Source organism: Gemmatimonadota bacterium, from assembly GCA_030747075.1.
Taxonomy (GTDB): Bacteria; ARS69; ARS69; order ARS69; family ARS69; genus ARS69.
The window spans coordinates 36,873-52,028 of the sequence record JASLLL010000017.1; the positions used below are offsets into that span (position 1 = coordinate 36,873).

At 67.4% G+C, this 15,156-nt stretch carries 10 protein-coding genes; 1 reads left to right on the plus strand and 9 read right to left on the minus strand.

Annotated features, from left to right (window positions below):
• The first annotated feature begins 3 nt into the window (after positions 1-3).
• Positions 4-1,002 (plus strand): lysylphosphatidylglycerol synthase transmembrane domain-containing protein, encoded by a 999-nt coding sequence (locus QF819_07040; GenBank protein MDP6802914.1) that lies wholly within the window; start codon positions 4-6, stop codon positions 1,000-1,002.
• 10 nt (positions 1,003-1,012) lie between these two features.
• Here the strand turns inward: QF819_07040 and modC are convergent, their stop codons facing one another.
• From modC to QF819_07085, 9 genes are all read right to left on the minus strand, one after another.
• Positions 1,013-2,089, minus strand: coding sequence for a molybdenum ABC transporter ATP-binding protein (modC, locus tag QF819_07045; protein MDP6802915.1), 1,077 nt, complete (start codon positions 2,087-2,089; stop codon positions 1,013-1,015).
• A complete protein-coding gene (modB, locus tag QF819_07050) occupies positions 2,089-2,781 on the minus strand; it encodes a molybdate ABC transporter permease subunit (GenBank protein ID MDP6802916.1) in 693 nt (230 codons plus the stop codon). Before modB ends, modC begins: the two co-directional genes overlap by 1 nt.
• Positions 2,778-3,572 carry a molybdate ABC transporter substrate-binding protein gene (gene modA / locus QF819_07055; GenBank protein ID MDP6802917.1) on the minus strand — a complete coding sequence of 265 codons (795 nt, stop codon included), beginning with the start codon at positions 3,570-3,572 and terminating at the stop codon, positions 2,778-2,780. The genes modB and modA overlap by 4 nt, the downstream gene beginning before the upstream one ends.
• A 2-nt stretch (positions 3,573-3,574) precedes the next feature.
• Entirely contained in the window at positions 3,575-4,144 is a 570-nt protein-coding gene (locus QF819_07060; GenBank protein ID MDP6802918.1) for an NUDIX hydrolase, read from the minus strand.
• Positions 4,141-4,587 carry an arsenate reductase ArsC gene (locus QF819_07065; protein ID MDP6802919.1) on the minus strand — a complete coding sequence of 149 codons (447 nt, stop codon included), beginning with the start codon at positions 4,585-4,587 and terminating at the stop codon, positions 4,141-4,143. The genes QF819_07060 and QF819_07065 overlap by 4 nt, the downstream gene beginning before the upstream one ends.
• Positions 4,584-6,860, minus strand: a complete 2,277-nt coding sequence (locus QF819_07070; protein MDP6802920.1) for an NAD(P)-binding domain-containing protein — start codon at positions 6,858-6,860, stop codon at positions 4,584-4,586. Before QF819_07070 ends, QF819_07065 begins: the two co-directional genes overlap by 4 nt.
• A gap of 58 nt (positions 6,861-6,918) precedes the next feature.
• On the minus strand, positions 6,919-9,339 hold the full coding sequence (locus tag QF819_07075) for a FlgD immunoglobulin-like domain containing protein (GenBank protein ID MDP6802921.1): 2,421 nt from the start codon (positions 9,337-9,339) through the stop codon (positions 6,919-6,921).
• A complete protein-coding gene (locus tag QF819_07080) occupies positions 9,336-11,723 on the minus strand; it encodes a right-handed parallel beta-helix repeat-containing protein (protein MDP6802922.1) in 2,388 nt (795 codons plus the stop codon). Before QF819_07080 ends, QF819_07075 begins: the two co-directional genes overlap by 4 nt.
• A 184-nt stretch (positions 11,724-11,907) precedes the next feature.
• The gene (locus QF819_07085) at positions 11,908-14,997 is read right to left on the minus strand and encodes a FlgD immunoglobulin-like domain containing protein (GenBank protein MDP6802923.1); all 3,090 of its coding nucleotides are present in this window, start codon (positions 14,995-14,997) and stop codon (positions 11,908-11,910) included.
• Between the last annotated feature and the right edge of the window lie 159 nt (positions 14,998-15,156).

Consider the following 15,156-nt stretch of genomic DNA (forward strand, 5'->3'; position numbering starts at 1 on the left):
CCGATGCCCGCCGCAAACGACAGCGCTCCCCCGCCGGGGGGCTTCACGGCACGCACCCACCTGATCCGCACGGCGCGGATTCTCGTGAGCGCCGGGCTCCTCGCATGGGTGCTCACGCAGGCGGACCTCAACGGGCTTCGCGACGCGCTCGGCAATGTGCGCGTGGAGTGGCTTCTCGCGGCGTTCGCCGTCAACACGGCGGGGAATCTGCTGGGTGCGTGGCGCTGGCAGATCCTGCTCCGAAGCCAGGGCCGGAACATCCCCATCCCCACACTCTTCGGCTCCTACATGGTGGGCCTGTTCTTCAACAACTTCCTGCCGTCTTCGATCGGCGGCGATGTCGTGCGGGCCGCCGATGCCCGGCGCGAAGGAGGCGGGACACTCACCGAGTCGCTCACGGTCATCCTCGTGGAACGCCTGATCGGGCTGATCGCCACGCTCTCGCTCGGGGGGATCGCCGTCGTGGCGGGCGCGACCGCGCGTCTCGACCCGCGCATCACGGCCGCACTCGCCCTCGCCATGGTGATCGCCGGGGGCGGACTTCATTTCGCACTCGACAACCGCTTTCGCCGCCTTGCTGAGCGTATCGCCCCAAAGCTCCCCGTCGCATTCGTTCGCGAGACCGTCAGCAAGATGCTGGCCGCCTTCGAACTCTTCTCCCGCGCACGCCGGGCGCTCCTCGCCAACTTCGCAATCTCGCTCGGCTTCCAGCTGCTGCTGATCGTCCACTTCTGGCTGATCCAGTTCGCGCTGGGAGAGGACCTGCCGTTCATGACCTACCTCGCCACCGTACCGCTCGTGTTCTGCGTAATGATGCTTCCCGTCGGCATCAACGGGATCGGCGTGCGGGAAAAGGCGTTCGTCACGCTGCTTGCATTCGGAGGCATGGCTCCGGAGAAGGCGCTCGCGCTGTCGCTGCTCTCGTACGGGATCGCGGTCGGGCAGGGGCTGCTCGGAGGGCTCGTCCACCTGAAACGCGAACTCGCCGGGCGGAGGGCGTGACCCGGCCCGCTCAGAGGTGGTGCCGCCAGCGGAACGAGTACGCCTTCATCAGACAGTAGAGCTCCGCCCCCTCTTCCACGCCCAGCTCGCGCGCCGACTGCGGCGTGATCTCCGTGCGAAGGATGCCTCCGGCCTCCACGGCAACCAGAAGCCGCCCCAGCACGGGCGTCACGGACACGACCCGCCCGGGAATGCAGTTCCGCGCCGAAGTGGTCGTGACGGGTTCGCGAGTCAGGATCACATCCTCCGGACGAAGCCCGACCAGCGCACGCGTCCCGGGCGGCCGGTCCACCGGCGGCAGGATCAGCTCGCGCCCGCCGAGGTCCGCGCGGGTCACGCCCTCCGCGGAACCGCCACCGGTGATCGTGACCTCCAGCAGGTTCTCCAGTCCCAGCGATTCCGCCAGCCGGAACACCGCATCGGTTCCAAGCACATCGAAGAATTCACCCTGCCCGAGGACACGCCCCCCGTCCAGGACCGCGACGCGGGTCGTCAGTTCCAGCAGTTCCGGGACGGAGTGGCTGACATACACCATCGGAATGTCCAACGCCGCACGCACCTCCCTCAGAAGCGCCAGCACGCGGGCGCGGTGGCCTTCGTCCAGTCCCGCCAGCGGTTCGTCGAGCAGCAGCATCCTCGGTGATGCAAGAAGCGCGCGGCCGATGGCGACTCGCCGCGCTTCCCCGCCGGAGAGGTTCTGCGGGCGCCGGTCCAGAAGCGATCCCAGCTTCAGGAGTTCCACAATGCGGGCTTCCTCGAACCGCCGATGCTCCGGCGGCAGAAGCCGGTATCCGTAGCGGAGGTTCCCCGCCACCGAGAGATGCGGGAAGAGCCGCCCCTCCTGAAACACGAGCCCCACGCCCCGCTTCTCCGGCGGAAGATCCACGCCTTCGTCCGAGTCGAAGAGAACTTCGCCGTCCATCGTGATGCGCCCCGCATCCGGCCGTTCCAGCCCCGCGATCACTCGCAGAAGCGTGGACTTCCCCGCACCGCTGGGTCCGAAGAGCGCGGTGACCGGATCCAGGATGGACAGTTCCACATCCAGCGAAGCCGTGCCGCGGCTCCACAGCGCGCGCACTTCCAGCATCAGGCCACCCCCCGGTTCCGCCGGTCCCGCCGCGCGAGCCATTCGCCCACGCCCAGCGCGGCGACTGCCACCAGGACCGACAGCCCCGCCAGACGCGCGGCCGCCGCCTCTCCGCCGGGAGTCTGGAGCAGCGTGTAGGTAGCCAGCGGCAGTGTGCGGGTCGCCCCGGGGATGTTTCCGACAAAGGTGATCGTGGCACCGAACTCACCCAGGCTCCGCGCGAAGGCCAAGAGCGCGCCCGAGAGGATCCCCGGCACGGCCAGCGGAAGCACCACCGTGCAAAAGACGCGCAGCGGCCCCGCACCGAGTGTCCGGGCGGCCTGCTCCAGCGCCGGGTCCACACTCTCCATGGAGAGTCGGATGGCGCGCACCATCAGCGGGAACCCCAGCACGCCGGACGCGACGGCCGCCCCTTTCCATGTGAACGCCACCGACAGCCCCGCCGCCGCGAGGATCTTCCCGGCCGGACCATTCGTGCCCAGTACGACCAGCAGGAGGTAGCCCGTCACGACCGGCGGCAGGACCAGCGGCAACGCGACCAGTGTCTCGACAAGTCCCTTGCCTCGAAACTCCCGCCGCGCGAGCACCCGCCCGAGGAGAATGCCCAGCGGGAGCGCGCAGGCGGTCGCGGCCGCCGCGACTCGAAGCGAAAGCCCGACCGCCTCCCACTCTCCCGGGTGAAGCCATGTCACGGGCCGCCCCCTTCCGATGCGGCAAACCCGTGCGCGCGGAAGACGGCCTGCGCGGGAGGCTCCGTCATCCACGCGAGAAGTCGGTGCGCCGACGCCGGGGAAGACACGACGACGGCACCCGGATAGCGAACGGGCGGGTGGCTCGTCTCCGGCAGTTCCATCACCACCTCCACGCGTTCCGAGGCTTCGGCGTCCGTCGCGTAGACGACACCCGCGCCGCACTCTCCCCGCCCGACCAGCGCGACCGCGGCGCGCGCGTCCGCCGCACGCACGACACGCGGCTCCACGCCCGCCCACCAGCCGAGATGCTCCAGCGCGGCCCGGGCATACATCCCCGCCGGGACATGGTCAGGATCTCCCAGCGCGAACCTCCCCGCAAACGCTCCGGCAAGCGGCGCCCGCAGATTCGCCGCAAAGCCCCGCCCCTTCGGCGCCACGAGGACGAGCGCATTCCCCGCGACGACTCTCTCCGACTCCGCGGCCAGCCTCCCTCGCGTGGCAAGCCACTCCATCCACTCCGGGTGTGCCGACACAAAGACATTGGCGGGCGCGCCCGCATCGATCTGTTTCGCGAGGATGGAGGACGAGGCGTAGTTCCGCAGCACGCGAATCCCGTGTTCCGATTCAAAGGCATCACAGGTTTCATCCAGCGCGTCCGTGAGGCTGACGGCGGCGAAGAGCGTGAGCACTTCGCCCGCTGTGCCGGTTTCCGGAGCACCGTCCCTCTCCGCGCAGCCCGACAGAGCCAACCCCCAGGCCGCCAGAAGCGCGACCCCCGGGATGTGGCGCACGATCACGCTCCCGGCCCCGGCGTCAGAAGGTCCGGGCGCTTCTGCGCGAGCAGCCAGAACGCGCACACGACCAGCGAGTGGGTGATCTCCCCGGATGCCACCAGTCCCGGGAGTTCCGCCAGCGGAACCCGCGCGACGCGGATGTCCTCGCCGGGATCGGGCGACGGCTCCGCGACCTCGATACAGTCCTCCACGAGGAAGGTGTGGCAGAGGTTCGTGAGAAACGAAGGATTCGGACGAACACGCCCGAGCAGCTGCGGCTCCCCGCCCGCGTAGCCCGTCTCCTCCAGCAGTTCGCGAACTCCCGCGGCCGCCGGGTCCTCTCCGGCATCCACCAGTCCGCCGGGGATCTCCAGCGTCACCGCCTCGACGCCGTGCCGGAACTGCCGGACAAGCACGACCTCCGCGTCGGGCGTGATCGCCACGACATTCACCCAGTCGTTCGAATCCACCACCGTGATCTTCCGCTCCTCTCCCGTTCTCGGGGACCGCGCCCGGTGCGAGAAGATCCGGAAGATCCCCACGTCCATGACGCCCGGCTTGCCGGTGCGCTTCCACGGAGGCGGCTTCATGACGCACTGCCTTTCTCTTCAAGCATCGCGGGGAGCGTCCGGACGAAGTCGCGAATCTCGTCACGCACGCGGCGGAAGACGCGCAGGACTTCTTCCTCCGTGCCGCGAGCCGACGCGGGATCATCGAACGAATGGTGGACGACGCGTGCGGCGCCCCGGGGGACGGGGCACGCTTCGGCTGCCGAATCACACACGGTGACCGCGAGATCAGGCGCATCGCAGTCCAGGTCCTCCACCGTCTTGGAAGCGTGTCCGGAGATGTCCACGCCCGCTTCCTCCATGACGCGAACGGCGCGCGGATTCAGCCCGTGGGCCTCCGTTCCGGCGGAATGGACACTCACTTCGTCGCCCAGAAGCGCGCGCGCCCAGCCTTCGGCCATCTGGCTCCGGCAGGAGTTCCCGGTGCACAGGAACACGGCGACGAACCGGCGCTTCCCGGTCACTTCCCCTCCTCCAGGCGAAGCGTGGCACGCACCCGGTCGACCGCCGCCACCTCTCCGTTCGCGTTCACGCGACCGAAACTCAGCACGCCGGTCGGGCACGACACCACACAGGCCGAACACCGAACGCACTGCGGATCCTCCATGGGAAGCCCCCGATTCGCGAAGCCCATGACATCGATGCCCTGATGGCAGACCGATGTGCACAGATTGCACGAAATGCACTTCTTCTTCTCGGAGAAGATCCGGAATCGCCCGAACGCGCGGGCGTAGATGTGCATGAGCGCGGCCAGCGGGCACACAAAGCGACACCAGGCACGGCCGCTGAAGTGGAAATAAAGTCCGACGCCGATGATCCCCGACAGCAGAAGATCCACAAACCAGGCGTAGTTCAGATAGTTCCCCGGGAAGGGAAGTTCATTCCACGAAGCGTCGCGGCCCATGTGAAGCGCCATGTAGATCGTCTTCGCGATGGAGGCTTCAGGGAACGCCCAGGCGACAACACGCAGCAGAAGGAGGAGCGCGGCCAGCGCCAGAACCGCCTGCCCGACGGCGTTCATCTGATTGGTCCGGGGGCCGTGCGGCATACGGTGGCGGTGCGCGTCGCCGAGCGTCTCCGCAAGCGCGCCGCAGGAGCAGATCCAGCCGCAGTACGCGCCCTTGCCCCAGCGACGCACCAGCCACGGAATCAGCACGAAAGTCTGGAGCGAACCGATCAGAAGCCAGAGCCCCATCGGGCGGTCGGTGAAGGCGTTCCACAGGAAGAGCGGCCACGCCAGAATGAAGCCGGACGCGCGCCAGTACTCGCGACCGTGGGGGTCCCACTCGGTGATGGGAAAAAGTCCCTCCGCGATTGTCGCGCCGACCCCCTCGTCAAACCACCCCGCAGTTCCCATCCAGGGAAGGAGCAGATACGGGAGAAGAAACAGCGGCACGATCTGGAGGACTGCCAGCGACCATGTCTGTGCGCGGATATACGGCGTCGGGCGGCGGCGCACACGAAGCACTCCGAAGGCCGCCACGAGAATCGTGTATGCCAGCGAATACCAGAAGCCGGGACTGGTGGCTGAAACAGCGACGGCCTCCCAGGGACCCGAAGGGTCGACAGGCGGCGTGAAGTGGAACGGGAAGAGCGCCCTCTCCCGGAACCACGCCGTCACCGCCCCCCCTGACTTCCAGTGATAGAGGAGCGTGCAGAAGGAGAGGACCGCCGCCAGCGAGACCGTTCGCCTGCGCGTCCACTCCCCAGAGATCGGCACGCCGGATCGGCGGAAGAAGTGGAGCGGCGGCTCGCTGCCGATCAGAACGAAGACGGCCTCCGCAGAAACCGTCTCCGGCCCGGTCGCCGTGACCAGCGACACCGATGTCGCCGCGATTTCCGTGATGCGCGACTCCATGATCACGCGAAGGCTCCCCGGAGCCGCCTCCCGCCCTTCCGCGAGAGCCGCCACGGCGCCCGCGTTCTCCGGCTTGGGGCGGGTGAATGCCGCACCGCGGTAGCTCAACACCACCTGCGCTCCCGCGCGCGCCAGTGCGGCCGCCGCCTCCAGCGCGGTGTCTCCCCCACCGGCGACCACCACCGCCTTCCCGCGATAAACCGCCGGATCGTGAAGGCGGTTTGTGACGGAATCTCCGTCCTCGCCCGGGACGCCAAGCCTTCGATAGTCGCCACTTCGACCGATCGCGACGACCACGCGACGCGCCGTCACATCGTCTCCGTTCGGCACCACGACGCGCAGGTGTTCTCCGTCGCGCAGCACACACTCCGCACGCGCCGTCACCGTCTCGATGCCCGCCGAGTGCGCCGCCCCCATCAGTTCCCGAAGAAGGCTCTCACGGTCGGATGCCGTGATCGAAAGTCCCGACTGCGGGATCATCTCCGGAGGATACGCGAGGATCGGTTTGCCTGCGGGGAAGTGGGCGACGGTCGCAAAAGGACGCGCCGCTTCCAGCACGACGAAGGAGAGACCGAGACGCTTCGCCTCCAGCGCGGCCGACATTCCCGCCACGCCCCCGCCGACAATCGCGACATCCACCGGCTCATCGGGTGACCCGGTCCCGGTCCCCGTCTCGCTCATTCCGCTCGCGATCGTCCGAACGATCCGGGCACCGGACTCGGCGGCGAACTTGAGGAGCGGCACGCCGCGGAGGTCTCCGGCGACAAGCAGGCCGTCCACGCGGGTGGTTCCATCCGGGCGCACTTCGGGCAGGCGGTTCACATCGCCGGACGGCCATCCGGTGTGCAGCCAGTGGATGTATCGGCGCAGAGCAGTCATGCCCGGCAGTGTAGCCCCGGCCCCGCTCCCGCACCAGTCCGCAGATTCCCGGCCCGTGTCAGCGCAGCTTCACGGCACGCGAAGAGAGCCGAATCCCCTCCGACTCCAGCACAAGCAGGTAGATTCCGTTCGCAACCTCTCGCCCCGACTCGTCGGTCCCGTCCCATGAAATCATGTGCTGCCCCGCGCCCCGCCTCTCCGCAAGAAGCCGTCGAACGCGGCGGCCCGACACATCGAACACATCGATCCGGACCTCGCGCGCATCGGGAAGCCCGAAACGAATCATCGTTCCCGAGCCGAAGGGGTTGGGATGTCCGGGCTCCAGCGTGACCGTCGTCCATCGGGGCGCATCGGCTGCGAATGTGGCCCCCCAGTGCAGTTCCACCAGAGTGTCTATCCCCGAGAGTCCATCCACCAGAACGCTGCCATCCACAAAACTCCACGATGCGGGCACTCCGTTGACACGCACGGATGAGGGGGTGCCGGGGGATCCGCACGCGATCTTCAGAAAGCCGTCGGTCCCGGCGTCTCCCGTGAGCGCGAAGCGATCGGGAAGATCGCTCGCGTCGACCGCCGTCCACAGAAAGTCGCGCGCCTGCAGAATCGACAAGTCCCCCAGCACCGCCGCGGCGCGTTCGGCCGGAATGCCACCGGGCGGAACATCCAGCAAGAGGAACAGCGGGTTCGAGAACGCAATCGCCTCGGTGGAAGAATGCGATACTTCCACGCGCACGAACGACGGGACCGTCGTGTCCACGGACACGGTGTCGAGAATCGAACCGGCCAGTGTGGGTGCCGCAAGAAGGGTGTCGCACAGGACCACGGGGTCGAGGTACTCCGACGGAGGATCGCCGCGCACCTCAAGCTGGAGAAGACGAACCGACGCGCTGTCCGCAAACCCCGCCACATCCACGACCACCTCGTGCGAGGCGCGATCGGTCACGACGACACGCCCCATCGGAAAACCCTCCGGCGTCCACAGGTCGATCGTTCCGCCGAAGAGAAACGGATCGCCGAAGAACGCCCGTCCCGCCTTCATCGCCCGGATGAAGCCCGGTTCATCCGGCGCGTCCACATGGAACCAGGTGGCGAAGTTGTTCTCCCGTGACGGAAGAGCCTCCCACGGCCCCCATCCGTAGAAGATGGAGGGCCCGTGGGTATCGGTGACGCCACATCCGGTGGTGAAGACCGCGTTGGCGCTGAGCGCATCCCACGCCTCGACATGCCCGGCGAGGTCGATCCCGCCGCGCCAGCGATAGCCCACCTCCAGAAGGTCCGCCCCGTAGATGCGGGACTGGAGGAGCCACCGCTTGGTATTCGCAATGCGGACGGCCTTCTGCGACGCCGTTTCCCCGTTGTCCCCGTAGATGCCCACCCCGAAGGCGTGGTTCATGGAAACCGCGCCGCCTGCGGTGTGGACCTGATCCGTGACATAGGAAATCGAATCCTGCCAGACATGCCCGGTATAGTCCGGAAGAAATGCCGTGGGCGTGAACGCGTTCAGATGCGGCTGCCCGGAGAAGAGCGACACCTCGGTTCCCTGAAAGTGCGACACGCCGGGATACGACATTCGGTAGAGATCCAGCGCGGACCGCTGCATCCCGATCAGCGGCCAACCCCCTTGCGTGCTGTCCGGGTCGATGGCGTATCCATCCAGAAAGACCGTAGCACTCTGCCCGTCCTTCACTTCCAGTGCGAAACGAACCTCCACCAGACTGTTGTCCAGAGCGGCCAGCGTGTCCGCGCCACCGCTGGAGAACCGCGCCATGGCGTCCGCCGCCGGATCGACCTGCACCGGGTTCCAGACGCCCGGCGAGAGCGGCAACTGGATCGTGTCCGGACCCTCGCCGTACATGGACCCCATGACATAGCGCAGCACATGCTGCCCCAGAGGGTGAACGCTCAGCTTGACCTGCAGCACGACTCGGGAAAAGGCCGGGTCGAGGTCCTCCGGGAAAAGCGCGAAGGAGATCTTCGGGCGCATGCCCAGCGAGTAGGCATTCTGCTTTCGGGATCCCGTCTGAACCACCGGAACGGAGCGAAAGGTCACCGAGCCCCACGGGTCCTCTCCGGAGATTCGAAGAGACCGCGTACCCGAGTACGCCATCGTGTCCACGAGGGAAATCGAGTGCGGCAGCGAGGACGGGGCCCTTTCGAAGTAGCGATACTGGCCGGGGTAGGCATCGTCCACTTCGGCATAGCGGCCATACACCGGGTCGTAGACCGCGGTCTCAAAGTCGAACGAGCGCGTGTGCTTCCTGTGCTCGATCCGCCAGTCATGATCGGTCCACCAGATCGCATCCACGCCGACCGACTCCGCCATCGCCGTGTGCCACTCCATGCTGCCGTCGCCTTCGCTGAGGCTCCCGTGAACATGGAGCGCGATGGAATGGGTCTCTTCCCCGGCACCGGGAAAGACGGCGGGCGCGGAACCGGCGGACAGCGCGAAGAAGGCCATCGTGGACAGGACCCGCCTCATCGAACAACCGTCACTCTTCGCACGGAGGATGGCCCGCCGTCGAGCATGACCCGTGCAAAGTACACGCCCGCGGCCACGCGCTGTCCGGACGCGTCCCGCCCGTCCCAGACGATCTGATGACGCCCCGCGGGGAGTGTCCCCGGAGTCCGTTCACAGATCCGGCGGCCGCGTACATCGTGGAACGACACCTCAAGCCGGGAAGCCTCCGCGATGCCCACGAGAAGCGTGGCACCGCCACGAGACGGGTTCGATGCAATGGCGAGCGAAAGCGCCGGCGCGTCCGCCGATTCCGGCGCGGACAGCGCGTCCAGCGGGGCACAGAGCGACTTTGTGTGCGTGGAGTCGGTGATGGGACAGGAGCGCACGGGACCCGTGATCGTCTGGAGGATGATGGAGTAGTCGTTCGTCCCCCACCAGTTGAGCGTGGCGTCCAGCGAGTCCGCGCCAATGCTCTCGTTCACGAGATTCGAAAGCCCCCCCGGCCCGTTGCCGAAGATGTCGTTGGCGCGGGAGAGATCACCGCCGAGAGTCGCATGAGACCCGGAGCGCAGGCGAATGCCGGTGGAAACCCCGCCGGTGATCCGCGTTTCCGACAGAACCAGTCCGGTGGAGAGGCCGTCCACAAGAACGACATCCTCCGCAAGGCTCGCGCCGTCCAGCGTCACATGGGAAACCACGGTCGGCTCCACCAGAGCGGTCGCATGAAGGAGCGCCGGAGCGGCACTCCCCGCGGCAACGCGCGTGAGGTTCGTCCCCGCGCCGAGAAGGTGAATGCCGTCGGTCAGGGTGATCGGTCCGGAATGGTCCCCGGCGCACAATCCCACGACATCTCCCGGAAGCGCGGCGGCCAATGCGGCGGCCAGCGTGGGATGATCGTCCGGCACCAGAAGCGTCGCGTTCCCCGGGCACCCGCACCCCGCCACGCGTGCGCCGATGAGCGTCCCGCACGGACTGTTCTCCGGCAGGCACGGGGATCCCGGCAGCGTCAGCGTGAAGACCCCTCCCGGGCCGTCGCAGAAGCCCGGGTCGGCGGAGAAGTTCCCCTCCGCGTCCAGTCGCGACGCCAGCGCTCCGGTCCAGTCGCCACCGGCATTTCCGAAGAAGTCCGAGCAGGACACGGCAAGCTGGCACGCGGGATCCACCGACACCGCCTCTCCGGCGGAGCCCGCCGCGACAATCGTCGCGTGGATCTCCGGTGCGGAACCGGCCTCTCCGCGCACGCCTCCGCCGAGGCCTCCCGCCGCGTTCGCGTACAGCGTGCATCCGGCCACGACCGGGGCGGAGCCGTCGCCGCAGTGAAGTGCGCCACCGTCGCCGGGGGTCGAGTTGGCCAGAAGAAGACAATCGCGGAACTCCGGCGAGGAGTGGATCGCCGAGATCGCACCGCCGCGGACTCCAGCCGTATTCCCGGCCACGGTGCATTCCGTGATCGTTCCCGTCGCGTTCCAGAAATCGAACGCGCCGCCGCTGAACGGGGTCGCTTCGTTCGCGCTGATCTCGCAGCGGGCGACCTCCACCACCGATCGCTTCGCCACGAAGAACGCGCCCCCATTGGCCGCCGTGTTGGAGTCGACGCGGCAGTTCTCAAACCGCGGGTAGGAGTACTCCACATAGACTGCCCCGCCGCTGCCCGCGCTGTTGCCGACGAAGTCGCACGCCTCTACGAAGCTCCGGTCCTTGCGGTAAAGATAGAGCGCACCCGCTCCTGCGCCGGTCGCATTCGTGGAGAACTGACAGTCGGTCAGAGTGGTCCGTGTGGAATCCAGAAAGACGGCGCCGCCATCTCCCGGGAGTTCCGTGGCAAAGGCGGTGTTGCCGGAGAAGGAGCAGCCGGAGATCACGGGCGCGCCGCCGCGCGCAAAGACCGCGCCGCCCGCCGCCCAGTCGGATGCGTACGCGGCGTTGCCCGTGAAGACGCACGCCGTGAGCGCCACCGAGGAACCGTCGCACCCGATGGCCCCCCCGTACTTGGCGTCGTGGTCGCGAAACACACAGTCCGTTGCCGAAACATCCGCGTCCGTGCAGCGGAGTCCTCCGCCCAGCCCGTCGGGGTATCCTCCCGCGGCCACCCCCCCCGCAATCGTCAACCCCACGAGCGCCGCGCCCTGCACCTGGTGGGCGTCAAACACGCGCCCCGCGCCTCCGGCATCGATCGTGACGCAGGCGGGGTCGCCGTCTGCGCTTCGGATGGTCACGCCTTCCTTCAGCGAGATTCCCCACTCGGCATAGACTCCGCACGCCAGCTCCACCGCGTCCCCGGCGGAAGCCGAGTCCACCGCAGCGGCAATGTCGGGCGCATCGGCCGGAACCATCCATGTTCGAGCCGACACGGAAGTGCCGGCCAGAGAGAGGACCGCTCCGGCCAGAAGGAGAATCCGCGACAAGACGACCCTTTCCGCCGGTCCGCGCACGGGTCTCACCGGGGGAGGCGGGACCTGAGGGGGCATCCGGCTCGGGGGGGAACTCCGAGAATGATAGCTGTGTGTGGATAGATTCTACTGTATGTGGGGGATCCTGCTCAACTACGGCGGGCCTGACGGGGGACGCCAGGCCCGGATTTCCTTGGATTCACCGCATCAGGACCACTTTTCCGACTGCTGCCCCGATTTCGCGGCCCTCCGCGACCACTGCCACGCGCAAGAAATAGACTCCTGCCGCTACGCCCACCCCGTCCTGATCCCGGGCATCCCACACGGCCTGCCCCTCGCCCGGCGCGACGGGCTCACGGGAGATCCTGCGCACCCGTCTTCCGCTGACATCGTGGATGTCCACGGTGACCCGCTCCGCACGCCTCGCAAGATGCCAGCGAATGCCCACCGTTCCCCGGACCGGGTTCTCCTGCGACAGAAGCTGAAGAACCGGCCCAGCCGGAACTGCGCCCGTCTCCGGTGCGCCGGTCATTTCGGAAATGTCGATCTGCCACCACTCTTCCCCGTTCGTTCCATACACAAGCTTCGACGAGTCGTGCGTGTCGAATCCGATCGCCTGACAGTTCGCCAGCGGCGGCGTTCCGTTTCCGGCCATGGCCGTCCACACGCCGGTTCCGATCCGGTGCATCCAGACGCCGTTCTTCGGGTGGTAACGGGCCGCGGCCATTCCGGCGAACACGACATCCGGATCGTCGGGATGAACCGCCAGTTCGGCAAGGTTCGTCATGCGTCGTTCCAGCTCCAGCCCGGTCCAGTTTCGATAGTAGACCTCATCGAACCCGAAGGACCCGCTCGTCCCGTCTTCATTGGCGTGCATGGTCCAGTCCGCCGGGACCGGTGCCGCCCCGGGGCCGACAAACGGACCGCCGCCCGCGCGGAGCAATGTGCCGATGCCGGTGGAATGCCCGCGCGTTCCGACATACAGAGCGGACCCGTCCGGAGTTGCCGCGATGCTCCGTACATCGCGGGCGGAATCTTCCAGCCACCCCGCGCTGCTCTCCGAACCGACGAGCCAACCCGCCCAGCTGGTGTCCTCGGTCGAGTCGAGACAGAACAGTCCACCGCGGACCGCGGCCGACACGCCACTCGGCAGCGCCGAGTTCGAGTGGTCGGCGCTCCAGTGGATCGCGCCGAGCAGGACCTTCGTGGTTCCCGGAAGGAGGAAGAGCTGCTTGCCGTGGCGGCGAAGCGCGGGAGCCCATGCCGAGGTTGAATCCGTCGCCAGCCCGTCATTCACCTCCGTCCAGTACCAGGAGGAGATGACTTCGTCCCAGTCGCCGCGCATGACCCCCATGTCACTCCAGACGAGCCGACCCGGATTGTACGGATGGTCCTCGAATCTCCAGTAGGCGGCGAAGATCGTGCTGTCCGGCGTGACCACGAAGTCGCGGATCATGGAGTTCGTGATGTCCCAGGACGGGTTGTTCGTCGCGTTCTTCCAGAGAGAATCCGCGGGATCGAGAACCATGATCTTCGACCCGTTGTACGGACTCGAACCGATCTCACCGAAGGTCGTGAAGAGACCTCCCTGCCCCGGCCCGTGAAAGTCGGGCACGACACGGACCCTGCCCGCCTCGCGCGTCCAGCTGTTGTTGTCCTCGGGCGTGGCGTGGGAAGACACCGGGGGATTCTGAACATTCCACGCGGACTCGGTGGCATCGGTGGCGATCACACATCCCTCGTCCGCATTGGTCTGCACCATGCGCCCGTCGGACAGAAACGCGACGGAGTGCGCGGTCATGAGGTTTGCCCCCCGGGACACCCAGCCGCCGTCGGGAACGGAGTCGCAGTACACCTGATCCCAGGAGTCCCCGCCGTCGGTGGTGGCGTGGATCTTGCCGGAGGTGATCATCCTGCGGTCGGAGTCCACGGGAGAGACCGCCGCCTGACACAGCATCACGATGGCCGAGGAGTTGTTCCATCCGATGGGAAGCGTCTGCGCGAAGCCGGACAGATCCAGGTAGTGGTATGTGAAGCTCGACCAGGTTCCCCGCAGATGGATGCAGTGCTCCCACTGCACCTCCCCTCCGGGGACCACGGGATACACCCGGGTGCGGTAGAGACCGCCCATCATGGTCATCCGCCGCTCCCCCACCAGGATCTCGTCGAAATCCCACGCGCCGGTCCCCTCTTTGACGGTGAGTGTGGTGAAGTGGCACCCGGGACCACCGCTGCCGGTGGCCGCGGTGAGCCAGGTCCATGTGCTGTCCGCGGAATGCGGCGCGACGGGATCGGTCTCACTGCCGATCCACTCCCACTCGGGCGAGGGCAGTTTCACATCCGCGCGGAACAGCCCGCATCCCGCGCCGGTGGTGTCGGTCTGCCCGAAGAGCGCGTAGAGGAACCCGCGGGAAGTGATCGCCACGCCCCACGCGTCCGGATGAAGCGGGTGCGTGGGCGGCGCGGGCAGAGTCTCGCTGACGCGAGCCCACGCGGAGTCCGATTCCGACTTCAGGTAGATCCCGGTCTGGGTCGCCGCCGCCGCATACCGGACGCCGTTGACCATCGCTGCGGAGAGCTGCCGGGTGATCCCGAACCCTTCGGTCGACTCGTCCCACTCCCAGCCGAGGCCGGAGGACAGGTTGAATGTGCAGATTGAGTACTGCGCCGCCGGACCGGACTCGTGCTGTACAAAGTCCGGAGCCACCGGGTAGTAAGTGTGGCCGATGCTCGTGTCCCAGCGGCCGTAGCCCGCGCCTGCAAACAGCACGGTGTCTCCCGGAGCCCGCGCCAGTGACGAGAAGGGGATCATCGCCCCGCGCGATCCGCCCGCTCCCCCTTCGAACGAAAACGATACCGGCGGCGTCGTCAGCACCCACGCCGGAGCCCCCACGGGACGCAGGTACAGGCCCGCGTAGGTGGCGGCATACACGCCGTCGCGGCCGGTCCCCGCCACATCCAGAATCTCCTCGACATAGAACGACTTGGTCTCGTTCGAACTCGCGATCCCCTCCGCCCACAGGTGCCAGCTCGACCCGTGATCGGTGGTGCGGAAAACACCGCACATGTCACCGCCCGTGTAGAGCACATCCGGATCGGACGCGCTGTACGCCAGCGCATGAAGCTGGCCGGACTTTCCAATGGAGATCGGCGTGACGGCGGCGAACGCCGCGGGCGAAAACGCCAGCGACAGGAGAAGTGCGTGGAGGGGGGGAGAGTGAAGGAGACTGGACAGGCGCAGACGCATGGTGGATCCTCCCGGTTCGTCGGCCGGAAGGGGACGGCTCATTCGGACCGTCTTCCTCCGGCCGCGACACCATTGTAAACCATGACCGGTCGGTAAGCATAGTCGGTCTTCCCCTTCGTGAGAGGCTCTTCGCGCCTCCAACAGGCGGTCTTCGTGCCCTTTCGCTACCGCGCGTCACTTCCGGCGGTCGTCGCCGTCATG